The following is a 25370-nucleotide window of genomic DNA, read 5'->3' on the forward strand; positions in this document are numbered from 1 at the left end:
GTCCCACCAAGGGACTTCGGCCAATCTCAGGCCCGGAACACCTCAGGACCGGACCTTAGGGGCGTATCGCAGCAGGACGACATCGTCGATGGGTCGCGCTTCGAGGAGTTTCATACGGGCGGTGGAGCCACCGGGATACGGCGCCGGGCCCAGGAACGCGGGCGCCCCGGCCTCCCCCACGAGCAAGGGAGCGAGGACGAGATGAAGTTCGTCGGCCAGGTCCAACGCGAGGAGCTGGGTGTGCACGGTCCCGCCCCCTTCGACGAGCAGCCGCTCCACCCCGCGCCGCCCGAGTTCGTCGAGAAGGCGACCCCAGTCGAGCACGGGCCCGGTGCTGACGACCCCGGCGAACGCACCCAGGGCACGGCGGGCCCGGCCCAGCGCACCGTCCACGGTGAAAACCAGCTTCTCGCCCCCGCAGCGCCAGAACACGAGATCCGTACTCAAATCGGCGGTCCCGGTGACCGTGACCTTCAACGGATGCTCGGACTTCCCGACAGCAAGACGCCGAGCACGCCGCACCGAACTCGCTATCACCAGACGGGAGTTGTCCCTGCGCAGGGTGTTGGCGCCGACGAGGATGGCATCGGCGTCGGCGCGCTCGCGATCAACCCGGTCCAGATCGCGCCTGTTGGAGAGCAGGAGCCGATCGCCGGCGGTGTCGTCGAGGCGGCCGTCGACGGAAACGGCCGCGGACAGCAGTACGTACGGACGGACGGCCATGGTCAGAGGGAGCGGTGATAGTCGGCCCAAGCGATGTGCGATTCGTGGAGCCGCACACCGAGTCCGGTCAGGCCGAGGGCGCCGGGGCCCAGCGCGCCGTCGCGTATGCGGGCGGCGAGGCGATCGGCGATGACCTTGGCGAGGAACTCGGTGGTGGTGTTGGTACCGGCGAAGTCGGGCTCGTCGTCGAGGTTCCGATAGGAGAGCGAGCCGACGATCTCGCGTACTCCCGCGGCCGCGAGGCCCATGTCGATGACGAGGTTGTCGCCGTCCAACTCGGGCCGCTGAAAGGTCGCGTCGACCAGATAGGTCGCTCCGTGCAACTTCTGCGCGGGGCCGAAGACGTCGCCGCGGAAACTGTGGGCGATCATGAGGTGGTCGCGAACGGTGACACTGAACATGACGTCTCCTAAGGGCGGTCGGGAGGGGTGTCCGGGCTTCAACGGGGGCTGTGGCGGATGCGCCGGCAGAGCCCGGGCAGCCGACTGGTGGCGATGTCGGCGATGACGCCGGGCAGTTCGTCAAGTGGGGCTGTAGCGGATGCGCTGACAGAGCCCCGGCAGCCTGCCGTTGGCGATGTCGGCCATGACACGGGGCAGTTCGTCGAAAGAGGACTCGCCGGTGATCAGAACGTCGAAGACCGGGTCCCGCAGGAGGTCGAGCGCGAGCCCGAGCCGGTCGGCGGCGGTGTATCGCCCGCGCCGCGCGGGCGAGACGGAGCCGACCTGGCTGCTGCGCAGGGAAAGCCGCCGGGAATGGAAGAACTCCCCCAGAGGCAGGGCGACTTGCTGGTCCCCGTACCAACTCAGATCTACGACGGCCCCTTCGGGCGCGAGAAGCTCAAGGGACCGCCGGAGCCCGTCCTGGGTGGCACTGGCATGAAAGACGAGGTCACGGTCGCCTGATGCTTGTACGGGGCTGGCGAAAGGAACACCGAGCGCCGCGGCTACTGTTCGCCGCCCCGGGTCGACATCGACGAGCTGCACCCTCACGCCGGGAAACCGGGCGACGAGCGCGGCGACACAGCACCCGACCAGGCCGGCCCCCACGACGGAGATCCGGTCGCCGATCCGGGGTGGCGCGTCCCAGAGCGCGTTGAGCGCGGTCTCGACGATCCCGGCCAGCACGGCACGCTCGGCCGGCACGGCATCGGGCACGGGTGTGACCGCTCCGACCGGCACGCGGAACCGTGTCTGATGCGGATACAGACTGAACACGGTCCGCCCAACCAACTCCGACGGCCCGGCCTCCACCTGGCCGACGTTGAGATACCCGTACTTGACGGGCCCGGGAAAGTCGCCCTCCTGAAAAGGCGCGCGCATGGCCGCGTACTGACTGACGGGAACCCGCCCGCGAAAGACCAGCGATTCGGTCCCGCGACTGACACCCGAGTAGATCGCCCGAACTACAACGCCATCACCACTGGGCGCTGGCGGGCTGGCGGGCTGGCGGGCTGGCGGGCTGGCGGGCTGGCGGGCTGGCGGGCTGGCGGGCTGGCGGGCTGGCGGGCTGGCGGGCAGGCGGGCAGGCGGGCAGGCGGGCAGGCGGAGGTAACGATCTCACCCCGGCCGGGTGAGGTGACCCAGAAGGCACGTATGTGGCTTGGCGCGGGAGTTCCTCTGCCATAGTGGCCCGCCCACGGACCGCCCAACGGCGTCCGGCCCAAGAACCCCGGCCCGCACGGCCGTTGCCCACGCCGATTCGGCGCCGCTACTCCCCAGGGGTGGGGAGTTCACGCGATCCTAGACGATCACGTCCAGGTCCGGCCTGCCCCAGAAGTCGCGGATCGTGGGGCGGGCTGGGCATGTTGGGCGACGGCTCCGAAGGCGGCCCGGCTGAGGGAAAGAGGCATATCATCCGCCATCCCCGTAGCGGGAGGCCGCAACCAGTGGAGTACCCGGGCCAGCGCCAGGCACGGGCAACATGTCACGCACCAAGGCGTCGTACTCGTGACGTCAAAAGGCTGGGTCTCCAGCCCGCTTGACCGACCCGACAAAGTGCACCTGCCGGGCCACCGGCTCGCGGTCTGCCCCGACGAAATCGATCTCGGGGCTGTTCTCACGGTTCCACCAACCGCCGATGGCCTCGGTCGCAGGCCACTCGTCGTTAGGCATCTGACGCTGCAGAGACTCTCGGATCAGCGGCTTGCCCACTCGACCGCGCCAAACGGTCCACGACCGCTCAATGCGTTCCAACGCCAAGTCACCACGGCCGCGCTCGATGCGCGGGATAGCGCGGCCCAACGAAAATCACACCGCCACGAGCCGGACCCGGTCGCCGCAGAGCTTGGCCATGTCGTCGATATCGGAAGTCAGCATGACCACGGGGCGGTGCTGTCGCAGCGCCGCCTCGGCGACAGCCGCATCGATCGCGTACTTGTGCCCGTGCAAACCGGCATTCATCAGCAACTTCGAGGCTGCCCTCGCCTCCTCGTCGCCCACTGCGACTACGCGCAGCCCGGAGAGCACCCAATTCAGGCGGGACTTATTCGTGCGCGCGTGCACGGCCTCGATAATGGTGAGCGCACTGATCACGACCTCCATGCCGCGCGAGCGGGCCTCAGCTATCAGAGCCACCACCTGCTCGTCGTCAGCGAGCAGCTTCGAGAGTCCCTCACTGTCGAGGACCAGCGTGCCCTCGTGACTCAGCTTGCGGCGGGCCACTCGCCCTCCTCGGCGAACACCTCGTCGAAGACCTGCCGCGCCCGCTGCCGCGCCGGCTCGGACACCGGCCCCTTGCGGCTCTCGTAATCCGCCAAATACTCGTCCAGAACCTGCCCACGCAGCTCACGCTCGACCGCCTCGGCGATGAACGCGGAGAACTCCCGCTTCCCCACCCGCGCCCGGATCGCCTCCGCGGTCCCCTCCGGCAGCGACAGGCTCACCCGCGTCGCCGGCCCTTCCCCGATGCTGTACGTCGTCTCGGCCATACCCCGATTGTGTCAAACCAGTAGGAAAAGTGCCACGGCCCGGGATCTTCACGGAGCCCCAGAGTCACGAAAAGGGCGTGTAGACGGATCCGCCCCATCCCTTCGCCCCGGGCGGCACAGCGCCTGAAACCCAGCGCGGGCATCCCCTTCCCATCCCAGCACCATCCCAGCACGGGAGAAGACTAAGGGCCCGACCCCGAAGAGTCGGACCCTCTTGACCTGCGTATCTGCCAGATCAGCGACGCGGCGACAGGTCAGCGGCTACACGTTGAACCGGAACTCCACGACGAGGCTCTGACCTGCGGAAATGCAGGCGCATCCCAGCACCATCCCAGCACGGGAGCCGCGACAAAGTACAAGAAGATCCAATGGCGCCGAGACTACGCCGCCGGATACGGGCCGCGCAGCATCCCACCCGATGTAATAGTTCCTGTACTAGACTGGCGCCTATGAAGTCACCCCGCCCCGGCGGCACGGAGAACATCTCCGTCTCGATGCCCTCGGAACTCCTCGGTGCCCTGCGGACCCGCACCGGCAAGCGCGGCGTGTCCGCGTACGTGACCGCGGCGGTCCGGCATCAACTCGCGATGGACGGCCTCGCCGAGGTCGTGGCCGCCTACGAAGCTGAGCACGAACCGCTGAGCGAAGCCGAGATCCAGGCCGCGCAGCACGAACTGTTCGGTGACGCACCGGCGCCGTACGCGTCGAACGACAGCGCCGCATGAAGGATCCCGCGGCCAGGTCCCTGGTTCTGGACGCCCAGGCACTGTCGCTGCTGCTGCGTAACGACCGCCAGATGGTCACCCGGATCGAGGCCGCACGGCGCGTAGGCGTGCCCGTCCTCGTGTCAGCCCTGACGGTGGTGGAGGCCGTCTACGGGAAGACGGACACCGCCCGGCTGCGCTGGCTTCTCTCCCGTCTTCAGGTCCAGGACGTCACCCAGGCGGACAGCCTCACCGCGGTGCAGTTGCTGGCCGACGCCGGTGGCCTGCACGGCCACAAGTACGCCATCGACGCCCTCGTCGCCGCGATGGCGCTCCGCTCCCCGGCGCCCGTCCTGGTACTGACCTCGGACCGCGACGACTGGTCGAAATTGTGCGGCGACCGCGTACAGATCAAGGACGTGTGAGGGCGTCGCGCGTGTGCGCGATCACCTGCGGGTCATCCATGACCCGCTCTCAATCCTGCGGCGCAGGTCACGACGGAGGGCGGCCATCCGGTCGCGCAGAAACGGCACGGGAAGCACCGCAACGAACATGAGCACGTACAGCGCGCGCATCTGGTGCGGGTTGCGGCGCCAGCTGGTGCGCAGTTCATCGAAGGAGCGGTGCAGTCCTTCGGCTCCTGTCCAGTCGCCGACCGCCGACGTCGGGGGCACGGCCCCGCGACCGCCACGAAGGCTCGGCAGGCGCACCGCTGGCACGCCATGCTGTTGTCATGACGCACTCCGGCCAGGACAACCCAGCAAGGATCACAGCGGTGACACGGCGCGATGTCTTCGACTTGCTACGCGCTGCGGAGGGCGGCTGGTGGGGACGCCTGGACGAAGTCGCCTTCCTGGGCAGCCTGTACGACCTGGACGCCCTGCCATCAACCGACTCGCGCCACCCGACCGCCCGCACCGACATCATCCAGCACCGGTTCAACAACTACGACTGGGAGGACGATTGGGTTTTCGAGGACCCGCGGTTTGGGCTCCTCGATGGCCCGGACGATGTGCTGCTGGCATTCCTCGCACGGCTGGTTCATCCCGAGGTGCGCCCCGACGCCGATGAGGCGGCCAGGCGCGTCGATGAGCTCAACCGGCTTCTGGCAGCGGATGGCTGGGCGCTACGCCCCGGAGACTTCATGTCCGGGCGACCCGTCTATGCGCCGTTCCCAGAGAGCGCCGTCACTCCGACGATCCCATTGCCGCTCAGGGACGACGACGCCAGCAAGCTCGATCTCGTCCTCGGACAGACCCACCATCTGCTCGACGACGACGGCGAAGGGTTGGCTCGGGACCTTGTCCGCTCGGCGAAACTCACCCTGCGCCGCGACGGTGGGTACTTCCATCCGATGCCCAACGACAACTGGACGGATGCCACTTACGAGGCCGTCCTCACCGTGGACCGCGCGCTCGTACCGGAGTTCACGTCGGCCATCACCGAGGCAATTTGGCAAAGGCTAAGAGCCGTGCTCAAGCCGCTGGAGCGCTTGGACGTGCAGTCCCTCGTGGTCGAAGCAGCGCTGCGCCCACTCCCGGAGATCACGCAGGACTTGGCGGTATCAAGGAAGCAGTCCGACCAACCAGGCTCGCCGTGAAAGGCGAAGCGACCAGGGATACCCGACTGCGGACGACCTCGTGTTCGCAAGTCGGGCCGAACTCACCGTCTACCAGGTCCTCCAAGACCTCCAACGCGAGCGCTCCGCCCAAAGCGGCATCGCGATCCTGCCGCTGGCCTCCGCCAAACTGCGGGATGCCGGCGTGCGCAGCCCAGACTTCACCGTTCTGGGAAACGGCCGGGCCGTCATCATCGAGGTCGACGGACCACACCATTACGGCCGAACCCGCAAGGCCGACGACGAGGATCGCGACCGGCACTGGACGCGCTGCGGCGTCCACACCATCCGGATCGCCCATGAGCACACCAGCCAACCCACTGAACTCAAAGAGCGGCTCCGCGAAGACCTCGGTCGACTGCTCTTCCCGAGTCGCTGATCTACGCAGCCAACACCCTCAGCGCGCACGGACACGAGCAGCCAGGTTGAAGCCACCTCAACCTTCGGTATCCGCTCACGCGAACGACATGCGCAGGCCCGAGCGGACAGCTAGCTGTGAGATTCCGGCGGAAGTTAGGATCCCGGTCCATGGCCGAACGCCCCTTAACTCTTCCCTCATCCGCCCCGAATCGGACGCTCGCTGCCCGCGTCAAGGCCCTACGTGAGGAACACGCCTGGACTCCGGAACGCCTTGCGAAAGAGGCGGGCATTCAGCTCGCCACTCTGAAGCGACTGGAGGGCGGGGGACCAATTCAGCCAGGTTTCTTCACCGTTGGTGCACTCGCTACCGCACTCGACGTCTCCCTCGACGACCTGTTCCGCCAAGCCCAGACGGCAGACCCCGGGCTGTGGTCCGCCGGATACGAGGGGCGGGACATCGAATCCTTCGTCGCTTCCCTCCTCTCTGCCCAGATCAGCACGGTCGCCGACGTCCGTCTGACCCCCATCAGCCGCAAGCCCGGATTCAGCAAGACCCGCCTCACACACGCGCTCAACGAGGCCGGCATCGCCTACACCCACCTGCGCGCCCTGGGGAACCCGAAGGACAACCGGGCGCCCTTCTGGGAAGGACGCATCAGCGAGGGCCGCGCACGCTTCCGCAGCCTGCTGAGCTCCGACGCGGCCCAGGCCGACCTTGATGAACTCGCAGAACACGCAGCTCAGGAGCGGGTCGCCGTGCTGTGCTTCGAGAAGGACCAACAGCGCTGCCACCGGCACGTCGTCCTGGAGACCCTGCGCAAGCGCATGTCACTACCTGTCAGCCCCTTGGCCTGACTTCAACTCCTCTACTCGACGGCACTCTTGCGCGTGCCAGCTACCTCACTTCCATTCTGGTCCACAAGCGGCGGACCGGGGGTGGGGTATGGCAGGAGCGTGGGAGCGCGCACGAATACTGATCACGGTCAAGACGTATCCGGAACTGTCCACGAAGTACCGCGAGACCAGCTGCGTCGCCGGCATACGCCTCGACCGCGGCACTCCCGAGCATGTCCGCCTCTTCCCGGTGCCCTTCCGGCTCCTGAGCTAGGAGAGCCAGTTCGCCAAGTACGCGATCATCGAGGTCGACGTACGCCGCCATCACCAGGATCGCCGGCCCGAGAGCCTGCGCCCGAACCCGGGCACCCTCAAGGTCATCGACAGGATCGGCACGAGCGACGGATGGCGCGAACGCTATTCGATCCTCCGCCCGCTGATCGCCCCATCGCTCTGCGCCATCAAACGAGACCAGGAGAAGCACGGCACGTCGCTCGGCCTCTTCCGACCAGCGGCGCACACCGTCGATTTCCGCCTCGAGCCCGCCGAGCCCTGGCCTGTGTCCAAGGCCGCCCTGACCGATCAGATGGATCTCCTCGACCAGGACTTGCGCCAGCTGGAGTGGGTGCCGTTGGAGTTTCGCTACCGCTTCCGCTGCGACGACTCCGACTGCACCGGTCACGACATGGCCCTCCGGGACTGGGAGGCGGGCGAGTCCTACCGCAAATACCTGCGCCAGTACGGGCAACAGGGAGTGGAGGAAAAGCTGCGGGAGCGCTGGTTCACCCGGATGTTCGCACCGGACCACGTCGTCCACTGCTTCGTCGGCAACCTGGCCAAACGACCCAGAACGTTCATGCTGCTCGGCCTCTTCTATCCGCGGCGCGGCACCATCGAGAACTACCAGGAAGAGCTGTTCTCGCTGTAAACACGCCATACACCACGTCTCACCCGATCGAAGGCTCTCTCAGGTCGTCCGGAATTCATATGGAAGCGGCGGGCATTGTCACCGGGGCAGCACAGCGAGGAACCGCAGGGGGACCACATGCACCAGGCCCTCAATGAGCGGCAGCAGGCAGTGCTCGGCTGGGTGGGCCAGGGGTGTCCCGACGGAGTCTGGCCAGACAGCACATACAAGACCAGCGGACAGGCCCTGCAGAACCGAGGGCTCATCAAGATCAGCAAAAGCCGCGGACATTGGAGCGCCCACCTCACCGAGAAAGGGCGGCGGTATCTCACCGAACGCGGCGTCCACCCCGTGGAGCGGAGCACTCGACCACCGGAACGTCCCGCCCGAAAGCCGGCACCGCCACGTCCCAGAACCGTGCCGAAGGCCCGTACGAACTACGCGGACCAGCTACTCGAAGAACTGGCCGCGAACGATGGGTGTCTCATCAAGCCCATCGAATCCGGCCCGCACGCAGTGAATTGGGCATCACGGGTCAGCGCTGCCCGCAAGTCCGGCAAGATCCCCCACACACAAGAGCTCTACGGATACCGCACGCACCGCGGCTACGAAATCAAGCTCGTCGACATCCCCGCCTGGCGCCTCGCGGAACTCACCCCGCTGCATGTGCCGGCCAGACTCACCAAACCCCATGCCGTCGTGGCAAGCCTCCAAAAGCAGCCGCAGCCCATGGGCCTGACCAAGCCCCTCCAGGGCCGAGCCCTGCGCATCATCCACACCCTTATCACCGCCACCGAAGCACACGGCCACAAGGCAGCACTCGGCACCACACAAGGCGCACCCCCGCCCCATCGGCGCCGCAAGGCGCCACCGCACTTCACCATCACCGCCCAAGGCGAAAGTGTCGGATTCCTCGTCCTTCAAGAACAGGACCGCAGCGAACACATCCCCACCGCCAAGGAACTCGCCGACGCCAAGAAGTACTCATGGATGCGCATCGCCCGCTTCGACTACACCCCCTCCAACCGCCTGCGTTTCATGCTCCGTGGCGGCAGCCCGCACCGCGCCAGCGAATGGACCGACCTCCCCGACCGGCCGCTGGAAGACCAACTCGCCGAGATCGTGCAAGAGGTCGGCCTCCGCGGCGAAGCCGCGGAACGCAAACGCCTCGCAGACCAGCAAGCCAGAGAGGTACAGCAAAAGCGCTGGGAAGCCGCCATGCAGGAAGCCCGCGCCGCCTACGCCCACGCTTATCGCGTCAATCACCTCGGAGAACAGGCAGACGCCTGGCACCAGGCCAACCACCTGACCAAATACGTCACAGCAGTACGCGACCACGCCACATCACTGCCACCCGGACAGGAGCGGACCGAGATCGAGGCGTGGCTCGCGTTCGCGGACGCGCACCTCCAACACCTCACCAAATCGGCCTCAGCACCGAAACTGCCCACACCGCCGAAGCCCAGCGGCGACGACCTGAAGCCCTTCCTCGGCCACTGGAGCCCCTACGGGCCACGCTCCTACTGAGCCGCAAAATAGCGGCGGATCGCCGGTTACCGAAACCGGCGATCCGCCGAATACTGGTAGCTCCACCGCCACTCACTGACCAACCGCCGAAAGGCAGAATGCCGGCCAGGGGAAATCACACCGCCACGAGCCGGACCCGCTTGCCGCACCACCACCTGCTCGTCGTCGGCGAGCAGCTTCGAGAGTCCCTCACTGCCCAGGAGAAGCGTCCCCTCGTGACTCAGCCAGGGGCAGGCCACTCGCCCTCCTCGGCGAACACCAGGTCGAAGACCTGTCGCGCCCGCTGACGAGCCGACTCGGAGACCGGCCCCTTACGGCTCTCGCGGTCCGCCAGGTACTCATCCAGGACCTGCCCACGCAGCTCACGCTCGACCGCCTCGGCGATGAACGCGGAGAACCCCGGCTTCCCCACCCGCGCCCGGATCGCCTCCGCAGCCCCCTCCGGCAGCGACAGGCTCACCCGCGTCGCCGGGCCTTCCCCGATGCCGTACGTCGTCTCACCCACGCCCCGAGCGTGTCAAACGAGTAGGAAAAGCGCCACGGATCGAATCTGCACGACCCGGGAGCTGTGAAGAAGTCGTGCAGACGGAGCCCCACCCGCCTGCCTGTCGCATCGGGAGATCACTGCCCGAAACCCAGCACGGGCGCTCCCGTCCCATCCCAGCACAATCCCAGCACGGTACGGATGACCAGGGATGACGACAGGTGACGAGGGGTCAGCAATCCCAGCACCATCCCAGCACGGGAAAAAACCAAGGGCCCGACCCCGAAGAGTCGGACCCTCTCTGACCTGCATGTTTGCCAGATCAGCGACGTGGCGTTATGTCACCCGCTACACATTGAAGCGGAACTCCACAACATCCCCGTCCTGCATGACGTACTCCTTGCCCTCCATCCGCGCCTTCCCGCGCGACCGCGCCTCCGCTACTGAGCCCGCATCGATCAGGTCGTCGAAGGAGATGACTTCCGCCTTGATGAAGCCCTTCTGGAAGTCCGTGTGGATGACTCCGGCCGCCTCGGGGGCCGTGGCGCCCTTGGGGATGGTCCAGGCGCGGGTTTCCTTGGGGCCTGCCGTCAGGTAGGTCTGGAGGCCCAGGGTGTCGAAGCCGACTCGGCCCAGGGTTGCCAGGCCCGGCTCTTCCTGGCCCATGGACTGGAGGAGTTCGAGGGCCTCGTCGTCGTCCAGCTCGATCAGCTCGGACTCGATCTTCGCGTTGAGGAAGATCGCCTCCGCGGGGGCGACCAGGGCGCGCTGCTCGTTCTTGAAGTCCTCGTCGACCAGTTCGTCCTCATCCACGTTGAAGACGTAGAGGAAGGGCTTGGTGGTGAGGAGGTGCAGCTCGTGGAGGAGGTCGCCCTGCTCCGTGCCCTTCGTGATGCCGTGCGAGAACAGGGTGTCGCCTGCCTCCAGGATCTTCTGGGCCTTCTCGACCGCCGCCAGGACCGCGATCTTGTCCTTCTGGAGGCGGGATTCCTTCGTCAGGCGCGGGACCGCCTTCTCGACGGACTGGAGGTCGGCGAGGATCAGCTCGGTGTTGATCGTCTCGATGTCGTCCTTCGGGGACACCTTGCCGTCGACGTGGACGACGTTCTCGTCCTTGAAGGCGCGGATGACCTGGCAGATCGCGTCCGACTCGCGGATGTTCGCGAGGAACTTGTTGCCCAGGCCCTCGCCCTCGCTCGCGCCGCGCACGATGCCGGCGATGTCGACGAAGTCGACCGTGGCGGGGAGCAGGCGCTGGGAGCCGAAGACCTCGGCCAGCTTGGCGAGGCGGGGGTCCGGGACGCCGACGACGCCGACGTTCGGCTCGATGGTGGCGAACGGGTAGTTGGCCGCCAGTACGTCGTTCTTGGTCAGGGCGTTGAACAGGGTCGACTTGCCGACATTCGGCAGACCGACGATTCCGATCGTGAGCGACACGTGGCGACTTCCCGGTACGAGGGCGGTGGACGGTCCTGAGAGTGGACCGCCCACCAGTTTACGGGCGCGCGTCGGCGGCCGTGACGGCCCCGGATCCACGGGTTCACCGCGGCCCGGACCGCCCCGAACCGTCGAACGCATGCGCAAGCTCGGCCAAAGGGCGTGTCCAATGGGCGGTTACTCCCCTGTCGCGACCTACGTTGGTGCGGTGGAGCAATACAGGACGCGCACCCCGCAGCACGGACAGCGAGCACGGACCTCGGCGCCGGGATCCTCCCGGGCGCCCATCAGCGTGCCCGCGGGAGCGGCGGTGACCGGTGAGAGCGCCGCCGTCTACCGGGCGGCCGACAGCACCCAGCGGGTTCCGCCCATCGTTCTCGCCCTGCGCAGACTGCCCTCCCCCCGGCTCACCGGACTCGGCGGCGGGCTCTTCTCGGCGGCCCTGATGTTCGTGCTCGGCACCCTGGACCGGCTGCTCCTCGACAGCTCACCTGTGGTGTACGGAGTGCTGTTCCTGCCGGTCAGCGCGGTCACCGCGCTCTGGGTACGGCCCGCCGACCTGGTGACCGCCCCGATCTGCGTGCCCATCGCGTTCGCCGCGGGGATCATCCCGATCGCGGGCGGTGTCGGCGGCTTCGGCGGGCAGACCATGGCCGTTGTCACCGCGCTCGCCCTGCACGCGGGCTGGCTGTACGCCGGAACGCTGGTGGCCGGGGTGATCGCCACCGTACGGAAGGCACGGATGGTGAGGCGCCGGCGGAACCTGAAGAAGCCCGGTGGCCCGGCGGGCAGGCGCTGATCCTCCAGCCAGGACCAGCCAGGACGGCCGGGACAGCCCGTAGGGTCAGGACAGCCGGGACAGCCAGTACGGTCAGGACGGCCCGGCCCGCTCGGCGCAAAACCCGCCGCCCGAACCCCCCGCGGAGCTCACCGCCCCGCCGCCACCATCGCCGCCCCCACGATCCCCGCGTTGTTCTGCAGCTGCGCCGGGACGATCTCCGCCTTGATGCTCGCGATGCTGTCAAAGCCGCCAGTGCCGTCGACGCCCTTGAGTCCCTTGGCGCCCTTGATGCCCTCGATCAGCGGGAGGAACTTGTCGGCCTTGCGGCTGACGCCGCCGCCGATGATGAACAACTCGGGCGAGAACAGCATCTCCACATGGGCCAGGTACTTGTGGACCCGGCGCGCCCAGTGCGACCAGCTGAGGTCCTCGTCCTCCTTGACCTTGGTCGAGGCGTGCTTCTCCGCCTCGTGGCCGTGCAGCTCCAGATGGCCGAGTTCGGTGTTGGGGACGAGGTGGCCGTCGTTGAAGACCGCGCTGCCGATGCCCGTACCGAAGGTCAGCAGGATCACGGTGCCCTTGCGGCCCTTGCCCGCGCCGAAGCGCATCTCGGCGACGCCCGCCGCGTCCGCGTCGTTCACGACGGTGACGGGCAGGCCCCCCAGGCGGTCGCCGAGGAGCCGGGCCGCGTCCACGCCCACCCACTTCTTGGCGACGTTCGCCGCGGTGCGGACGGTGTTCGCGGTGATCACCCCGGGAAATGTGATGCCCACCGGTCCCGACCAGCCGAAATGGCTGACGACCTCCGCGACGCGGCCCGCCACCGCATCGGGGGTGGCGGGCTGCGGGGTCAGTACCTTGTGGCGTTCCTGCGCCAGGTCGCCGCGCTCCAGGTCGACCGGGGCACCTTTGATGCCGGATCCGCCGACGTCCACTCCGAACACGTTCCTCATGGCGTTCATGAGATCCACGGTACGGGCGGACGCGCGGCCTGACGTGCTGGACGAAGCCACCCGCCGAGTGTCCGGACGAAGTCGCTCGCCGTACGGGGTACGGGTTCCGCGCCCGTGCGGCCGGACGGGGCTACTCGCCCGAGAGTTCCGCGGCCTCGGCGCGCAGGTCGCGGCGGAGCTCCTTGGGCAGCGAGAAGGTGATCGACTCGTCGGCCGTCTTCACCGTCTCGACGTCGCCGTAGCCGCGCTGGGCCAGCCATTCCAGTACGCCGTCGACGAGGACGTCCGGGACGGAGGCGCCGGAGGTCAGGCCGACCGTGGTGACGCCCTCCAGCCAGGCCTCGTCGATCTCGTCCGCGAAGTCCACCAGGTGGGCGGCGGGGGCGCCCGCGTCCAGGGCGACCTCGACCATGCGGATCGAGTTCGAGGAGTTCTTGGAGCCGACGACGATGACCAGCTCGGCGTCCTCGGCGAGCTTCTTCACCGCGACCTGGCGGTTCTGCGTGGCGTAGCAGATGTCGTCGCTGGGCGGCGAGAGCAGGTTGGGGAACTTGTTCTTGAGGGCGCCGACCGTCTCCATCGTCTCGTCGACGGAGAGGGTGGTCTGGGAGAGCCAGACGACCTTCGACTCGTCGCGGACCTCGACGTTCGCCACGTCGTCCGGGCCGTCGACCAGCGTGATGTGGTCCGGGGCCTCGCCCGACGTACCGATGACTTCCTCGTGGCCCTCGTGGCCGATCAGGAGGATGTCGTAGTCCTCCTTGGCGTACCGCACGGCCTCCTTGTGGACCTTGGTGACCAGCGGGCACGTCGCGTCGATGGTGGCCAGCTTGCGCTCGGCGGCCTCCGCGTGGACGGTCGGGGCGACGCCGTGGGCCGAGAACATGACGATGGAGCCCTCGGGCACCTCCGCCGTCTGCTCGACGAAGATCGCGCCCTTCTTCTCCAGGGTCTGCACGACGTACTTGTTGTGGACGATCTCGTGCCGGACGTAGATGGGCGCCCCGTACTGCTCCAGGGCCTTCTCCACGGCGATCACGGCACGGTCCACGCCCGCGCAGTAGCCGCGGGGAGCGGCGAGCAGGACCCGGCGGGAAGCGGTAGCAGTCATGCCGTCCATGGTAGGGGCTGGCACGGACAGCCCGACCGGCGTACCCGGCGTGCCCGGCGGGCCAAAGATCGCGGAGCCGGTGAGACTGGCCGCATGAGCGGCGTACGCAACGACACCGAACCGGGTGAGGTGGCCGAGGGGGCCGGGCGACTGCGGCGGAGTCTCGGGTTCCGGGACCTGGTCGTCTACGGTCTGCTCTTCATCGCGCCCATGGCCCCGGTCGGCATCTTCGGCACCCTGGACGCCAAGTCGCACGGTGCGGTCGCGCTGGTTTATCTGGTGGCGACGGTCGCCATGGGCTTCACCGCGTTCAGCTACGCCCAGATGGTGCGGGTCGTGCCGCTGGCCGGATCGGTGTTCGCGTACGCGCGCAAGGCGCTCGGCGAGGGGCCCGGGTTCATCGCCGGGTGGATGGCGATGCTCGACTACCTGCTCATCCCTGCCGTCGCCTACCTGTTCTCCGGCATCGCGATGAACTCCCTGGTCCCGTCGGTTTCGCGCTGGGTGTGGACGGCGATCGCGGTCGTGATCACCACCCTCCTGAACCTGTGGGGCGTACGGGCCGCGGCCCGGGTGGGCTTCGCGGTGCTCGCGATGGAGATCGCGGTGCTGCTCGTCTTCGTGGTGTCGGCGGCGGTCGCGCTCGTACGGGACGGGGCGCAGCGGGGCTGGCTGTCGCCGCTCGGCGGAGATGTCGGCTTCTCCCTGGGGGCGGTGCTCGGCGCGGTGTCCGTCGCGGTGCTTTCCTACCTGGGCTTCGACGCGATCGCCACGTTCGCCGAGGAGGTCACGGGAGGCTCGGCGAAGGTGGCGCGGGCGGTGCTGTTCTGCCTGGTCCTGGCCGGGGTCCTCTTCGTCGTGCAGTCCTATCTGGCGGCCCTGCTCGAACCGATGTCGTCGGCGCAACTGGCGGCGGAGCCGGCCAAGCAGGGTTCGGCGTTCTACGACACCGTCGAGGCTTCGGTCGGCGGCTGGCTGCACACCTTGGTCGCGGTCAGCAAGGCGATCGGGGCTGCCTTCGCGGCGCTGGCCGGGCAGGCCGCGGCGGGCCGGCTCGTCTTCGCGATGGCCCGCAACCGGCGGCTGCCGCGCTTCCTGTCGCGGACCGACTCGGGGGTGCCTCGCGCGGCGCTGCTGCTCGCCGCGGTGGTCACGCTGGTGGCCGCGGTGTGGGCGGCCCGGCGCGACGACGGCATGGACCAGCTCGTGTCGGTGGTCGACATGGGCGCGCTCACCGCGTTCTTCCTGCTGCACGCCTCCGTGGTCGGCTGGTACGCGGTACGCCGCATGGAGGGCGCCCCCAACTGGCTGAGCCACGTGGTGATTCCGGTGCTCGGCGCGGCCGTCATCGTCGCGGTGATCTGGGAGGCGACGACCACGGCCCAACTGGTCGGCCTCGGCTGGCTCGCGGTGGGCCTGGTGGTGCTCGCCCTGCAGTGGGGCCGCCGGGGCGGCGCCGACCCGGAGCGGGGCGGGACTGTCAGTGGGGCGGGCTAGCCTTCGTACATGGCTCTGAATACGAGTGCGGACGCACCCCTCCCTGTCGGCGAGGTGTCACGCCTCATCGGGGGGTGGATCAACCGGCTCGGCGCGGTCTGGGTGGAGGGGCAGATCACCCAGCTCTCGCGGCGGCCGGGCGCGGGCGTGGTGTTCCTGACCCTGCGCGACCCCTCGCACGACATCTCGGTGGGCGTCACCTGCTACCGCCAGGTGTTCGACGCGGTGGCCGACGTCGTGTCCGAGGGCGCGCGCGTCGTCGTCCACGCGAAGCCCGAGTGGTACGCGCCGCGCGGTCAGCTCTCGCTGCGGGCGGTGGAGATAAGGCCCGTCGGAATCGGTGAACTGCTCGCCAGATTGGAGCAGTTGAAGCGGACGCTGGCGGCGGAGGGGCTGTTCGCCCTGGACCGTAAGCGCCAACTCCCGTTCCTGCCGCAGCTCGTGGGGCTCGTGGTGGGTCGGGCATCGGCGGCCGAGCGGGACGTCCTGGAGAACGCGCGGCGGCGCTGGCCCGCGGTGCGGTTCGAGGTGCGCAACGTGGCGGTGCAGGGGGTGCACGCGGTGCCGCAGGTCGTGCAGGCGGTGAAGGAGCTCGACGAGCTGCCCGACGTCGACGTGATCATCGTGGCGCGGGGCGGCGGCAGCGTGGAGGACCTCCTTCCGTTCTCGGACGAGCAGCTGGTGCGGGCGGTCGGCCAGTGCCGTACGCCCGTCGTCTCGGCGATCGGGCACGAGCCGGACGCGCCGCTGCTCGACCTGGTCGCGGACCTGCGCGCGTCCACCCCGACCGACGCGGCGAAGAAGGTCGTGCCGGACGTCGGCGAGGAGCTCGACCGGGTCCGGATGCTGCGGGACCGGGCGCGCCGCCATGTCGTGGGCCTGGTCGACCGGGAGGAGCGGGGCCTTTCGGGCATGCTCGCGCGCCCCTGGATGGAGCGGCCGCACCGGATGGTGGACGACCGGGCCGACGAGGTGGACGCGCTGCTCCACCGCTCACGCCGGGTGCTCGGCCACCACCTGGACCGGGCCGACTCCGAGCTCTCGCACACCCACGCCCGGGTGGTCGCGCTGTCACCGAAGGCCACCCTGGAGCGGGGGTACGCCGTGCTCCAGCGGGCCGGTGGCGAGGTGGTCCGCTCCCCCGACGAGGTCACGGCCGGGGAGGACCTGCGCGCCCGGGTCGCCGAGGGCGAGCTGCACGTCACTGTCGTACCGCGGACTTAGGGTGGATCACATGGCCAAGACGGACGAGGCCGCGTCGGGCGACGCGGCACTGGGGTACGAGCAGGCGCGGGACGAGCTGATCGACGTCGTACGGCGGCTCGAAGCGGGGGGTACGACCCTGGAGGAGTCGCTTGCGCTCTGGGAGCGGGGGGAGGAGCTGGCGAAGGTGTGCCGCCGGTGGCTGGAGGGTGCCCGGGCCCGCCTCGACGCGGCACTGGCTGAACCCGGCGAAAGCTGAGCACTCCGGCGCTGGGGACCCTGGGGCTCCGCCCCAGACCCCGGGAGGCCCCACCCCACCCCTTCCCGAAACCCGCCGGGGGTGGGTGGATCGGCTGCGGCCCGGTGGTCGTTACCTGGGGCTCTGCCCCAGACCCCGTTCGCGCCTTGAGGGCGCTCGTCCTCAATCGCCGGACGGGCTGAAGATGCCCGCCTGGGCCAGCTCCACCCCGCCAGGGGCGCGGAGAACTGCGCGACCAGCCGGCCACGGTCCGCAGGCCGAGGGAAGCCCTCTGTGAGGCTGATCACCAAACCCGGATTTAGTTGAAAGTTAACCTAATCCTGCCGTACCGTCGGAGACATCGCTCGATCAGCAGCCCGGAAGGTGTTTCCAGATGTCCCTCGCCCTTGACCCCGCCGCCCAGGACCTCCTCTTCCGCGAGGCCCGTACCGCCAACACGTTCACCGACGAGCCGGTGACCGACGAGCAGGTCCAGGCGATCTACGACCTGATCAAGTACGGCCCGACCGCCTTCAACCAGTCGCCGCTGCGCATCACCCTGGTCCGCTCCCCCGAGGCCCGCGAGCGCCTCGTGCAGCACATGGCCGAGGGCAACCAGCCGAAGACCGCCGCCGCCCCGCTGGTCGCGATCCTCTCCTCGGACAACGAGTTCCACGAGGAGCTCCCGGCCCTCTTCCCGCACTTCCCGGCCGCCAAGGACGCCTTCTTCTCGGAGCGCTCGGCCCGCGAGGATGCCGCGCTGCTCAACTCCGCGCTGCAGGCCGCGTACTTCATCATCGGCGTCCGCGCCGCGGGCCTGGCCGCCGGCCCGATGACCGGCGTGGACTTCGCCGGCGTGCAGAAGGAGTTCCTGGACGACGACCACACCCCGCTGATGGTCGTCAACATCGGCAAGCCGGGCGAGAACGCGTGGTTCCCGCGCAGCCCGCGCCTGGCTTACGAGGACGTCGTCACCACCGTCTGAGCCGGCACATAGGTCATACGACGAGGGCCGCCGCACCGGAATGGTGCGGCGGCCCTCGTCGTATGCGGCACATCCGTCGCACGCGGCACGTCAGAAAGTCTCAGCCCGTCGGCGTGGCCGTCGGCGGCGCCGTCCTCTTCGACTCCAGCGCGCCCGCCATCGTCACCAGCTGCTCGTACGGGGCCGTGCCCATCACCACCGTCGTGGAGCCCTGGTCCTGGCGGACGAGGGCGTCGTACTTGGGGCCGTCCCAGAACGTCCAGGTCTCGCCCGCGATCTTCTGCGACTTGTCGGTCTTGGTCGCCTTCCGGCTGACCTCGGCGACGAACTTGTCCGACGGCGCGGTCGACTGCTCGATCGCGACGTACTGGTTCTCGGGGTCCAGGAAGCCCAGGTGCCAGGCGTTGTTCTTTGCGCCGTCGTACGACACCGAGGTCGCCCGCCACTTGTCCTGGTCGGGCAGGCCGACCGGGGCCGCCACCGGATACGGTGCGGCCCGCCGCACCGTGGTGAGCTCGACCTTGTAGTCGACGGTCTTGAGCGGAGGGGCGGCCGATTCGTCGTGCGGGATGAACACATAGATCACAGCCGCCGCGATGCCGATCACCGCCAGCGACTGCAGCATGTTCCGGACTGTCTGCTTGCTGCTGCGCGTTCCTGCCACGACCCCATGGTCTCAGGTCATGTCGCCGCTCATACGTGGGCCCCTCTGCTCAATTTGTCGATGTGCCGATAGAGTCCTAGCACCCTCTTTTATCCTGCGGCCGTCGCCGTACAGAAAGGTGCGCTCCGATGACCGAGCATCATCTGCCGTCCGAACTCGAAGTCTCCCCCGAGGCTCCCGACCGCAACCTGGCCCTGGAGCTGGTGCGGGTCACCGAGGCCGCCGCCATGGCCGCCGGCCGCTGGGTCGGCCGCGGGGACAAGATCGGCGCGGACGGCGCCGCGGTCAACGCCATGCGGACCCTCGTCTCCACCGTCTCGATGAACGGCGTCGTCGTCATCGGCGAGGGCGAGAAGGACGAAGCCCCCATGCTCTACAACGGGGAGCGCATCGGCGACGGCACCGGTCCTGAGGTCGACATCGCGGTCGACCCGATCGACGGCACCACCCTGAACGCCAAGGGCATGCCGAACGCGATCGCCGTGCTCGCCGCCGCCGACCGCGGCACCATGTTCGACCCGTCCGCCGTGTTCTACATGGACAAGCTGGTCACCGGCCCCGAGGCCGCCGACTTCGTGGACATCAACGCCCCGGTCTCGGTGAACATCCGCCGGGTCGCCAAGGCCAAGAAGTCCTCGCCCGAGGACGTCACCGTGGTCATCCTCGACCGCCCCCGCCACGAGGGCATCGTCAAGGAGATCCGGGAGACCGGTGCGCGCATCAAGTTCATCTCGGACGGCGACGTCGCCGGTTCGATCATGGCCGTGCGCGAGGGCACCGGCGTCGACCTGCTCATGGGCATCGGCGGCACCCCGGAAGGCATCATCTCGGCCTGCGCGATCAAGTGCCTGGGCGGTGTCATCCAGGGCAAGCTGTGGCCCAAGGACGAGGCCGAGCGTCAGCGCGCGCTCGACGCCGGTCACGACCTGGACCGTACGCTCTCGACGAACGACCTGGTCAGCGGCGACAACGTGTTCTTCGTCGCCACCGGCATCACCGACGGCGAGCTGCTGCGCGGGGTCCGCTACCGCGCCGAGACCGCGACCACCCAGTCCCTGGTGATGCGCTCGAAGTCCGGCACGATCCGCCAGATCGACTCGACGCACCGCCTGTCCAAGCTGCGCGCGTACAGCGCGGTCGACTTCGACCGGGCCAAGTAGCCGCCGGGCCAGGTGGCCGCCGGATCAAGGCAGTTCGTACGTATGTGAAGGGGCGTCCCCGTAGTGCGGCGGGGGCGCCCCTTCACGTACGCAGAGCCGTGTGCGGAGCTATGCGGCGGACGCGGCCTTCTTGAGTTCCACCTCGCGCCGGCGGCGGCGGGCGATGACCACGCGGCGTTCGGCTGCGGTCAGGCCGCCCCACACCCCGTACGGCTCGGGCATGAGCAGCGCGTGCTCGCGGCACTCCACCATCACCGGACAGCGGGCGCAGACGCGTTTGGCGGCCTCCTCGCGGGAGAGCCGGGCGGCCGTCGGCTCCTTGGACGGGGCGAAGAACAGGCCTGCCTCGTCCCGGCGGCAGACCGCCTCCGCGTGCCACGGACCCGCCTGATCCTCCCGCGCTGGACCACGCTGCGGCGGAACGGCGGTGACCTGCAGGGAATGATGCGGCGGATGCAGCACGGTCTACTCCTGACGACGGCTTCGCGAGCGAGCGACGATGCGACAGTCCCTACCCGCTGTACGCGTGCCTATGCACTGAGTTCCGTAGTGCGGAACTTCGCTCGGGCTCCCGTTGGCCTGAACCCGGCGCCGCCGCGCGCCGATCCGGCCGTCAGGATTCGAGCCTTTTGCGCAGCCGGTCGTGGAGGTCGGCGATGCGCTTGCCCCGCTTCGGCTTGGCCTCGATATTGCCGAAGACGGAATATCCATTGACGACGACCACCGGTGCCTCAGGATCGTCGGCTTCCAGGGTGTGCACCTCGAAGTTGCCGAAGATTCCGGTGCCGCTGCCGCGCAGGCTCAGATTCTCCGGCACCCGCACCTCCACATTGCCGAAAATCGCGGTCGCGTTGATGACGGTCAGGCGCTGTTCGAAGAGCGCCTCGGTGAGGTCGATCTCCACGCTGCCGAACAGCGAGAAGGCGTTGGTGCGCTTCCCGACCCGCCAGCGGCCCTTGCGGGTGGAGGCGGAGAAGACCGCGACGAGGTTCTCGGCGGCGACCGGCACACCCGTCTCCTCCGGCGGGCGCGGACCGGGGGCGGCCACCGGGCGGGGGCGGGCTCCGGTCGCGGGCAAGTCCTGGACCAGGGGCTCCAGTTCGCCCACGGTCTTGGCCCGGTAGACGGCGTCGATGCGCTCGGAGTGCTCGGCGGCATCGAGCCGGCCCTCGGCGAGCGCGTCGCGCAGGATGTCGGCGATCCGGTCCCGGTCCGCGTCGGAGGCCCGCAGCGCCGGGGGCTCGGCATGCTTGACGAGATCGGCCTTCGCGGACTCCGCGGGGTCCGGCTGAGCGTGCTTTTCGAGGTCCACGGAGACAGCGTACCCAAACGCGATAGATCGCGACTAGTCGCGGGATGGGGCGGGTTCGGCAACTGAGCCTTACCTCACAGGATCGCGCCGGTGACGGCGGCATACGCTGGTGGGTGCTGTGTCAATGGAGGTACAGCAGCTGTCTGCCGAGTGAGGAATGGCCGAAATGCCAGAGTTTGCGTACTCCGATCTGCTCCCCCTGGGAGAGGACACCACGCCCTACCGCCTGGTGACCGCCGAGGGTGTCTCCACCTTCGAGGCCGACGGCCGTACGTTCCTCAAGGTCGAGCCGGAGGCGCTGCGCAAGCTGGCCGCCGAGGCCATCCACGACATCCAGCACTACCTCCGCCCCGCGCACCTGGCCCAGCTGCGGAAGATCGTCGACGACCCCGAGGCGTCCGGCAACGACAAGTTCGTCGCGCTCGACCTCCTCAAGAACGCGAACATCGCGGCGGCGGGCGTGCTCCCGATGTGCCAGGACACCGGCACCGCGATCGTCATGGGCAAGCGCGGCCAGAACGTGCTGACCGAGGGCGGCGACGAGGCGGCCCTCTCCCGCGGCATCTACGACGCGTACCTGAACCTCAACCTGCGGTACTCGCAGATGGCCCCGCTCACCATGTGGGAGGAGAAGAACACCGGCTCGAACCTGCCCGCGCAGATCGAGCTGTACGCGACCGACGGCGGCGCGTACAAGTTCCTCTTCATGGCCAAGGGCGGCGGCTCGGCCAACAAGTCGTTCCTCTACCAGGAGACGAAGGCCGTCCTCAACGAGTCCTCCATGATGAAGTTCCTGGAGGAGAAGATCCGCTCGCTCGGCACCGCCGCGTGCCCGCCGTACCACCTGGCGATCGTGGTGGGCGGCACCAGCGCCGAGTTCGCGCTGAAGACCGCGAAGTACGCCTCCGCGCACTACCTGGACGAACTCCCCTCCGAGGGCTCGGAGTTGGGGCACGGCTTCCGGGACGAGGAGCTGGAGAAGAAGGTCTTCGAGCTGACCCAGAAGATCGGCATCGGCGCGCAGTTCGGCGGCAAGTACTTCTGCCACGACGTGCGCGTGGTGCGTCTGCCCCGGCACGGCGCCTCGCTGCCCGTCGCGATCGCCGTGTCCTGCTCGGCCGACCGCCAGGCCGTCGCGAAGATCACCGCCGAGGGCGTCTTCCTGGAGCAGCTGGAGACCGACCCGGCCCGCTTCCTGCCGGAGACGACGGACGCTGAGCTCAATAGCGGTTCCACCGCGGGCCTCGACTCGGGCGATGACGACGTCGTACGCATCGACCTCAACCAGCCGATGGACGCGATCCTGGCCGAGCTCACCAAGTACCCGGTGAAGACCCGCCTCTCGCTCACCGGCCCGCTGGTCGTGGCCCGCGACATCGCGCACGCCAAGATCAAGGAGCGGCTCGACGCGGGCGAGGAGATGCCGCAGTACCTCAAGGACCACCCCGTGTACTACGCGGGCCCGGCCAAGACCCCCGAGGGTTACGCGTCCGGCTCGTTCGGCCCGACCACGGCCGGCCGGATGGACTCCTACGTCGAGCAGTTCCAGGCGGCGGGCGGCTCCAAGGTGATGCTGGCCAAGGGCAACCGCAGCAAGCAGGTCACCGACGCGTGCGGCACGCACGGCGGGTTCTACCTGGGCTCGATCGGCGGCCCGGCCGCCCGCCTGGCCCAGGACTGCATCAAGAAGGTCGAGGTCGTCGAGTACGAGGAGCTCGGCATGGAAGCGGTGTGGAAGATCGAGGTCGAGGACTTCCCGGCGTTCGTCGTCGTCGACGACAAGGGCAACGACTTCTTCCAGGCCCCGGCCGAGCCGCCGACGTTCCTGAACATCCCGGTACGAGGCGCCGGTCAAGCCTAGCCGACCCCGGCCCGGCCCTGGCCCCGAATAGGGTCCAAAGGCCCTAAGGGCCCGGAGAATTGGCCACCTATCCTGACATGTGTCCGCAATCGCCCCGGTCGCCGCAATCGGCCGGGGCGGTTCAACCACCAGGAGGGGTGGCACAGTTGGGGTTTCTGCTCGGACCCGGCGGCTTACTGACGAGGCTCCGCGACGCGTGGTGCCGGCGCCTGACGAGAACCACGCCGACGGCTCACGCGCTGGTCGGCGAGGCGGGCCGGGTGGTCACGCCGATCCCGCGCGGTGGCTACGGCGAGGTGCTGTTCTGTGTGCGCGGCCGGACGCTGAAGTACGCGGCCCGGGCCCGCACCCCGCTCGCCTTCGGCGCCCGGGTCCGGGTGTCGGCGGCCCTGTCCCCCTCCGCCATCGAGGTGGCACACCTCGGCCCCGCCGCGGACGGCTGTCCGTGACGGGGCCGGGTGCTCGATCGGTCAGGCGAAGCGCTGGCTCGCGGTGGCGTCGCAGGGACGCAGCGTGAGCGGCTCCTTGGCGGCGCCGAGCGTGGCGCACAGGTTGGTCGCGGCGGCCGGGCGCAGGGTGCCGGCGGTGCGCACCCACTCCTGGTTGGCGGCGCCCGAGCAGTTCCAGATGATCAGCTTGGCGCCGGCGGTGTAGTTCGCCCCCGGCACGTCCAGACAGCGGTCCTGGGTGAGCTGGGTGTGGACGGACCTCCGGTCACTGTCGTACCACCAGCCCTGGTTGCGTCCGCCGTGGCAGTCCCAGCCGCCCACCGTCGTACCGTTGGCGCTGTTCGCCGCGGTGACGTCGACGCATGCCCCGGTCGCCTCGTTCTTCAGCGACTTGTACGCGTCGTCCCAGGCGAGCGGGTAGAGCGTCGGGGCCCCGGTGGACGCGGGGTCCGCACAACTGCCTTGGCTGACACCGGAGTTGTAGAGCTGGGTGAGACAGGAGGCGAAGGCGCCGTGGCCCCGGTAGTTGGGGTGGAAGGACTGGCGGACCGAGTTCGAGTCCGGAAGGCCGGGCTTGGAGAGGTCGATGTAGAGACCCCGGGCCCAGGTGTCCTCCATGCAGACCTCGTGGCCGTTGAAGAGCCGCGAGTTGTCGAGGTAGGTCACACCGGTGTCCTCGGCCACCTTGCGCATGCCGACCTCGAACGCGGGCACCGCGGTGTTGCGGCCCCAGACGGTGTCGGAGTCGTAGCCGAGGCCCCCGCAGGCGAGCTTGCCCGGGAAGCTCGGGTTGTCGTGGAAGTCGGGGCCGATCGGGCTCGGGTAGCCCATCACGACGAGCTTGTACGAGCCGTCGGTGTAACCGGCGTCGCGCATCACGGACTTGAGGTCGCTCACGGTCTGCTCGACCTTCGGCACCAGGGCGTCCACCCTGGCCTGCCAGCCGGACTCGTACTTGGACTGGCACGGGCCCTGGAGCAGCAGATAGCGCTCGACGCAGTCGGTCATGACCGGGCCGAACTGGAGGTCGTCGTTGGCCCCGGCGACCAGGAGCACCATCTTGATGCGGGTGTTGCGCGCCTTGATGGCGAGGCTGTCGCTCTGCACGAGCTCATCGGCGTACTGCTTGCTCCCGCCGATCCTGATGTTCCCGGTGTACGCGCCCGAGCAGGCCACGTTGTACGTCTCGTCGGCCGGGATGCCGGTGCGGTGGATCGCGGAGTCGGGCGAGCGGTGGCACCAGTTGTCGGGACCGTTGGTGCCGGCCTCGTAGGTGCCGACGCCCTCGCCGGAGATCTCGCTGTCGCCCAGCGAGATCAAGCCGGTCTTGCGGTCGGCCATCGGCCGCTCGGCCGGGCTGCCGTACAGCTGGGTGGCCTCGGCCGCCCGGATCTTCTCCAGCTCGGGCGAGAGCGGAGTGGACTGGACGGACGGCGTGGATGCGGCCTGCGCGGTGCTCGCGCCGGCCGCCATGCCCCCGAACGCCGCCGCTGCGGCCACGGCGGCCGCGAACGTACAGCGAAGTCTGTGCCTGGTGCGCGTCATTGCGCCTCCCCGGTTATTAGTTACCACCGGTATTTACTGGCCAGTAGGGCGTCTTGGGAATAGGTGGAACGAGACAAGTGCTCAACTT

Annotated in this window: 30 protein-coding genes and 2 pseudogenes; 16 read left to right on the forward strand and 16 right to left on the reverse strand. The window is 68.8% G+C overall.

From position 1 onward, the window contains the following. Positions 1 to 42 precede the first annotated feature (42 nt). From ACWC2B_RS26955 to ACWC2B_RS26980, 6 genes and pseudogenes are all read right to left on the reverse strand, one after another. Positions 43 to 723: a RibD family protein gene (locus tag ACWC2B_RS26955; RefSeq protein ID WP_450720918.1), complete on the reverse strand. Its 681-nt coding sequence runs from the start codon at positions 721 to 723 to the stop codon at positions 43 to 45. Between the two features lie 2 nt (positions 724 to 725). Continuing rightward, the gene (locus tag ACWC2B_RS26960) at positions 726 to 1124 is read right to left on the reverse strand and encodes a 6-pyruvoyl trahydropterin synthase family protein (RefSeq protein ID WP_450720920.1); all 399 of its coding nucleotides are present in this window, start codon (positions 1122 to 1124) and stop codon (positions 726 to 728) included. 120 nt (positions 1125 to 1244) lie between these two features. After that, positions 1245 to 2156, reverse strand: a pseudogene (locus ACWC2B_RS26965) (zinc-dependent alcohol dehydrogenase); the annotation flags it as partial. A gap of 522 nt (positions 2157 to 2678) precedes the next feature. Next, positions 2679 to 2966: a DUF234 domain-containing protein gene (locus ACWC2B_RS26970; RefSeq protein WP_450720922.1), complete on the reverse strand. Its 288-nt coding sequence runs from the start codon at positions 2964 to 2966 to the stop codon at positions 2679 to 2681. 6 nt (positions 2967 to 2972) lie between these two features. Then, positions 2973 to 3386, reverse strand: a complete 414-nt coding sequence (locus ACWC2B_RS26975) for a DNA-binding protein (RefSeq protein ID WP_450720924.1) — start codon at positions 3384 to 3386, stop codon at positions 2973 to 2975. After that, entirely contained in the window at positions 3368 to 3652 is a 285-nt protein-coding gene (locus ACWC2B_RS26980) for a hypothetical protein (RefSeq protein ID WP_450720926.1), read from the reverse strand. Before ACWC2B_RS26980 ends, ACWC2B_RS26975 begins: the two co-directional genes overlap by 19 nt. Positions 3653 to 4101: 449 nt before the next feature. On the opposite strand from ACWC2B_RS26980, the gene ACWC2B_RS26985 reads away from it, so the two are divergent. Together ACWC2B_RS26985 and ACWC2B_RS26990 are read left to right on the forward strand one after the other, a co-directional pair. After that, positions 4102 to 4377, forward strand: coding sequence for a hypothetical protein (locus ACWC2B_RS26985; RefSeq protein WP_450720928.1), 276 nt, complete (start codon positions 4102 to 4104; stop codon positions 4375 to 4377). Beyond that, a complete protein-coding gene (locus ACWC2B_RS26990; RefSeq protein WP_450720930.1) occupies positions 4374 to 4781 on the forward strand; it encodes a PIN domain-containing protein in 408 nt (135 codons plus the stop codon). Before ACWC2B_RS26985 ends, ACWC2B_RS26990 begins: the two co-directional genes overlap by 4 nt. 21 nt (positions 4782 to 4802) lie before the next feature. Here the strand turns inward: ACWC2B_RS26990 and ACWC2B_RS26995 are convergent, their stop codons facing one another. Then, on the reverse strand, positions 4803 to 5030 hold the full coding sequence (locus ACWC2B_RS26995; RefSeq protein WP_450720932.1) for a hypothetical protein: 228 nt from the start codon (positions 5028 to 5030) through the stop codon (positions 4803 to 4805). Positions 5031 to 5089: 59 nt separating this feature from the next. Here ACWC2B_RS26995 and ACWC2B_RS27000 point away from each other — a divergent pair, with 59 nt between their 5' ends. From ACWC2B_RS27000 to ACWC2B_RS27025, 6 genes are all read left to right on the forward strand, one after another. Next, positions 5090 to 5956, forward strand: a complete 867-nt coding sequence (locus ACWC2B_RS27000; protein ID WP_450720934.1) for an AbiJ-related protein — start codon at positions 5090 to 5092, stop codon at positions 5954 to 5956. A gap of 40 nt (positions 5957 to 5996) precedes the next feature. Continuing rightward, positions 5997 to 6353 (forward strand): hypothetical protein, encoded by a 357-nt coding sequence (locus ACWC2B_RS27005; RefSeq protein WP_450720936.1) that lies wholly within the window; start codon positions 5997 to 5999, stop codon positions 6351 to 6353. A 149-nt stretch (positions 6354 to 6502) separates the two neighbouring features. Further along, positions 6503 to 7189, forward strand: a complete 687-nt coding sequence (locus ACWC2B_RS27010) for a DUF488 family protein, N3 subclade (RefSeq protein WP_450720938.1) — start codon at positions 6503 to 6505, stop codon at positions 7187 to 7189. A gap of 88 nt (positions 7190 to 7277) precedes the next feature. After that, positions 7278 to 7442, forward strand: coding sequence for a hypothetical protein (locus ACWC2B_RS27015; RefSeq protein ID WP_450720940.1), 165 nt, complete (start codon positions 7278 to 7280; stop codon positions 7440 to 7442). Between the two features lie 285 nt (positions 7443 to 7727). Next, a complete protein-coding gene (locus tag ACWC2B_RS27020) occupies positions 7728 to 8096 on the forward strand; it encodes a hypothetical protein (RefSeq protein ID WP_450720942.1) in 369 nt (122 codons plus the stop codon). 117 nt (positions 8097 to 8213) lie between these two features. After that, positions 8214 to 9602, forward strand: coding sequence for a hypothetical protein (locus ACWC2B_RS27025; RefSeq protein WP_450720944.1), 1389 nt, complete (start codon positions 8214 to 8216; stop codon positions 9600 to 9602). Between the two features lie 149 nt (positions 9603 to 9751). Here the strand turns inward: ACWC2B_RS27025 and ACWC2B_RS27030 are convergent. From ACWC2B_RS27030 to ychF, 3 genes and pseudogenes are all read right to left on the reverse strand, one after another. Continuing rightward, positions 9752 to 9841: pseudogene (locus tag ACWC2B_RS27030) on the reverse strand (DNA-binding protein); the annotation flags it as partial. After that, positions 9823 to 10107, reverse strand: a complete 285-nt coding sequence (locus ACWC2B_RS27035; RefSeq protein ID WP_450720946.1) for a hypothetical protein — start codon at positions 10105 to 10107, stop codon at positions 9823 to 9825. The pseudogene ACWC2B_RS27030 and the gene ACWC2B_RS27035, both read right to left, overlap by 19 nt. Positions 10108 to 10434: 327 nt before the next feature. After that, positions 10435 to 11523 carry a redox-regulated ATPase YchF gene (gene ychF / locus ACWC2B_RS27040; RefSeq protein ID WP_450720948.1) on the reverse strand — a complete coding sequence of 363 codons (1089 nt, stop codon included), beginning with the start codon at positions 11521 to 11523 and terminating at the stop codon, positions 10435 to 10437. Between the two features lie 208 nt (positions 11524 to 11731). Here ychF and ACWC2B_RS27045 point away from each other — a divergent pair, with 208 nt between their 5' ends. Further along, positions 11732 to 12322: a DUF6542 domain-containing protein gene (locus ACWC2B_RS27045; RefSeq protein ID WP_450720950.1), complete on the forward strand. Its 591-nt coding sequence runs from the start codon at positions 11732 to 11734 to the stop codon at positions 12320 to 12322. A gap of 128 nt (positions 12323 to 12450) precedes the next feature. Here the strand turns inward: ACWC2B_RS27045 and ppgK are convergent, their stop codons facing one another. Both ppgK and ACWC2B_RS27055 read right to left on the reverse strand, forming a co-directional pair. Beyond that, complete coding sequence (gene ppgK, locus ACWC2B_RS27050) at positions 12451 to 13257, reverse strand: polyphosphate--glucose phosphotransferase (RefSeq protein ID WP_450721051.1); 807 nt, start codon at positions 13255 to 13257, stop codon at positions 12451 to 12453. A gap of 130 nt (positions 13258 to 13387) precedes the next feature. After that, complete coding sequence (locus tag ACWC2B_RS27055; RefSeq protein WP_344378043.1) at positions 13388 to 14377, reverse strand: 4-hydroxy-3-methylbut-2-enyl diphosphate reductase; 990 nt, start codon at positions 14375 to 14377, stop codon at positions 13388 to 13390. 84 nt (positions 14378 to 14461) lie between these two features. Between ACWC2B_RS27055 and ACWC2B_RS27060 the strand changes: the two genes are divergently transcribed. The 4 genes from ACWC2B_RS27060 (at position 14462) to ACWC2B_RS27075 (ending at position 18291) form a co-directional block, all read left to right on the forward strand. Next, positions 14462 to 15865: an APC family permease gene (locus tag ACWC2B_RS27060; RefSeq protein WP_450720952.1), complete on the forward strand. Its 1404-nt coding sequence runs from the start codon at positions 14462 to 14464 to the stop codon at positions 15863 to 15865. A 9-nt stretch (positions 15866 to 15874) separates the two neighbouring features. Next, complete coding sequence (gene xseA, locus ACWC2B_RS27065; RefSeq protein WP_450720954.1) at positions 15875 to 17089, forward strand: exodeoxyribonuclease VII large subunit; 1215 nt, start codon at positions 15875 to 15877, stop codon at positions 17087 to 17089. Between the two features lie 10 nt (positions 17090 to 17099). Continuing rightward, a complete protein-coding gene (locus tag ACWC2B_RS27070) occupies positions 17100 to 17327 on the forward strand; it encodes an exodeoxyribonuclease VII small subunit (protein ID WP_450720956.1) in 228 nt (75 codons plus the stop codon). Positions 17328 to 17700: 373 nt separating this feature from the next. Continuing rightward, positions 17701 to 18291, forward strand: coding sequence for a malonic semialdehyde reductase (locus ACWC2B_RS27075; protein ID WP_450720958.1), 591 nt, complete (start codon positions 17701 to 17703; stop codon positions 18289 to 18291). A gap of 100 nt (positions 18292 to 18391) precedes the next feature. On the opposite strand, the gene ACWC2B_RS27080 is transcribed toward ACWC2B_RS27075, so the two are convergent. Beyond that, entirely contained in the window at positions 18392 to 18916 is a 525-nt protein-coding gene (locus ACWC2B_RS27080; protein WP_450720959.1) for a DUF4245 domain-containing protein, read from the reverse strand. Between the two features lie 167 nt (positions 18917 to 19083). Between ACWC2B_RS27080 and glpX the strand changes: the two genes are divergently transcribed. After that, positions 19084 to 20115: a class II fructose-bisphosphatase gene (glpX, locus tag ACWC2B_RS27085; RefSeq protein WP_450720961.1), complete on the forward strand. Its 1032-nt coding sequence runs from the start codon at positions 19084 to 19086 to the stop codon at positions 20113 to 20115. A gap of 108 nt (positions 20116 to 20223) precedes the next feature. Here the strand turns inward: glpX and ACWC2B_RS27090 are convergent, their stop codons facing one another. Beyond that, positions 20224 to 20577: a WhiB family transcriptional regulator gene (locus tag ACWC2B_RS27090; RefSeq protein ID WP_450720963.1), complete on the reverse strand. Its 354-nt coding sequence runs from the start codon at positions 20575 to 20577 to the stop codon at positions 20224 to 20226. 151 nt (positions 20578 to 20728) lie between these two features. Further along, complete coding sequence (locus tag ACWC2B_RS27095; RefSeq protein ID WP_450720965.1) at positions 20729 to 21427, reverse strand: DUF1707 SHOCT-like domain-containing protein; 699 nt, start codon at positions 21425 to 21427, stop codon at positions 20729 to 20731. Between the two features lie 166 nt (positions 21428 to 21593). Here ACWC2B_RS27095 and ACWC2B_RS27100 point away from each other — a divergent pair, with 166 nt between their 5' ends. Then, positions 21594 to 23288, forward strand: a complete 1695-nt coding sequence (locus ACWC2B_RS27100; RefSeq protein WP_450720967.1) for a fumarate hydratase — start codon at positions 21594 to 21596, stop codon at positions 23286 to 23288. Positions 23289 to 23425: 137 nt separating this feature from the next. After that, the gene (locus ACWC2B_RS27105) at positions 23426 to 23737 is read left to right on the forward strand and encodes a hypothetical protein (protein ID WP_450720969.1); all 312 of its coding nucleotides are present in this window, start codon (positions 23426 to 23428) and stop codon (positions 23735 to 23737) included. A 21-nt stretch (positions 23738 to 23758) separates the two neighbouring features. Here the strand turns inward: ACWC2B_RS27105 and ACWC2B_RS27110 are convergent, their stop codons facing one another. Further along, positions 23759 to 25282 (reverse strand): ricin-type beta-trefoil lectin domain protein, encoded by a 1524-nt coding sequence (locus ACWC2B_RS27110; protein WP_450720971.1) that lies wholly within the window; start codon positions 25280 to 25282, stop codon positions 23759 to 23761. Positions 25283 to 25370 lie beyond the last annotated feature (88 nt).

Source organism: Streptomyces sp. NPDC001415 (assembly GCF_053597395.1).

What these genes read in the sequence shown, in the direction of transcription:
- ACWC2B_RS27055 (WP_344378043.1), bottom strand. Translation starts at nt 14,377, where the DNA reads ATGGACGGCATGACTGCTACCGCTTCCCGCCGGGTCCTGCTCGCCGCT.
- ACWC2B_RS27080 (WP_450720959.1), bottom strand. Translation starts at nt 18,916, where the DNA reads ATGCTGCAGTCGCTGGCGGTGATCGGCATCGCGGCGGCTGTGATCTAT.
- ppgK (WP_450721051.1), bottom strand. Translation starts at nt 13,257, where the DNA reads ATGAGGAACGTGTTCGGAGTGGACGTCGGCGGATCCGGCATCAAAGGT.
- ACWC2B_RS27060 (WP_450720952.1), top strand. Translation starts at nt 14,462, where the DNA reads ATGAGCGGCGTACGCAACGACACCGAACCGGGTGAGGTGGCCGAGGGG.
- ACWC2B_RS26985 (WP_450720928.1), top strand. Translation starts at nt 4,102, where the DNA reads ATGAAGTCACCCCGCCCCGGCGGCACGGAGAACATCTCCGTCTCGATG.
- ACWC2B_RS27025 (WP_450720944.1), top strand. Translation starts at nt 8,214, where the DNA reads ATGCACCAGGCCCTCAATGAGCGGCAGCAGGCAGTGCTCGGCTGGGTG.
- ACWC2B_RS27110 (WP_450720971.1), bottom strand. Translation starts at nt 25,282, where the DNA reads ATGACGCGCACCAGGCACAGACTTCGCTGTACGTTCGCGGCCGCCGTG.
- xseA (WP_450720954.1), top strand. Translation starts at nt 15,875, where the DNA reads ATGGCTCTGAATACGAGTGCGGACGCACCCCTCCCTGTCGGCGAGGTG.
- ACWC2B_RS26960 (WP_450720920.1), bottom strand. Translation starts at nt 1,124, where the DNA reads ATGTTCAGTGTCACCGTTCGCGACCACCTCATGATCGCCCACAGTTTC.
- ACWC2B_RS26980 (WP_450720926.1), bottom strand. Translation starts at nt 3,652, where the DNA reads ATGGCCGAGACGACGTACAGCATCGGGGAAGGGCCGGCGACGCGGGTG.
- ACWC2B_RS27000 (WP_450720934.1), top strand. Translation starts at nt 5,090, where the DNA reads ATGACGCACTCCGGCCAGGACAACCCAGCAAGGATCACAGCGGTGACA.
- ACWC2B_RS27100 (WP_450720967.1), top strand. Translation starts at nt 21,594, where the DNA reads ATGCCAGAGTTTGCGTACTCCGATCTGCTCCCCCTGGGAGAGGACACC.
- ACWC2B_RS26955 (WP_450720918.1), bottom strand. Translation starts at nt 723, where the DNA reads ATGGCCGTCCGTCCGTACGTACTGCTGTCCGCGGCCGTTTCCGTCGAC.
- glpX (WP_450720961.1), top strand. Translation starts at nt 19,084, where the DNA reads ATGACCGAGCATCATCTGCCGTCCGAACTCGAAGTCTCCCCCGAGGCT.
- ACWC2B_RS27070 (WP_450720956.1), top strand. Translation starts at nt 17,100, where the DNA reads ATGGCCAAGACGGACGAGGCCGCGTCGGGCGACGCGGCACTGGGGTAC.
- ACWC2B_RS27075 (WP_450720958.1), top strand. Translation starts at nt 17,701, where the DNA reads ATGTCCCTCGCCCTTGACCCCGCCGCCCAGGACCTCCTCTTCCGCGAG.
- ACWC2B_RS27015 (WP_450720940.1), top strand. Translation starts at nt 7,278, where the DNA reads ATGGCAGGAGCGTGGGAGCGCGCACGAATACTGATCACGGTCAAGACG.
- ACWC2B_RS26990 (WP_450720930.1), top strand. Translation starts at nt 4,374, where the DNA reads ATGAAGGATCCCGCGGCCAGGTCCCTGGTTCTGGACGCCCAGGCACTG.
- ACWC2B_RS27010 (WP_450720938.1), top strand. Translation starts at nt 6,503, where the DNA reads ATGGCCGAACGCCCCTTAACTCTTCCCTCATCCGCCCCGAATCGGACG.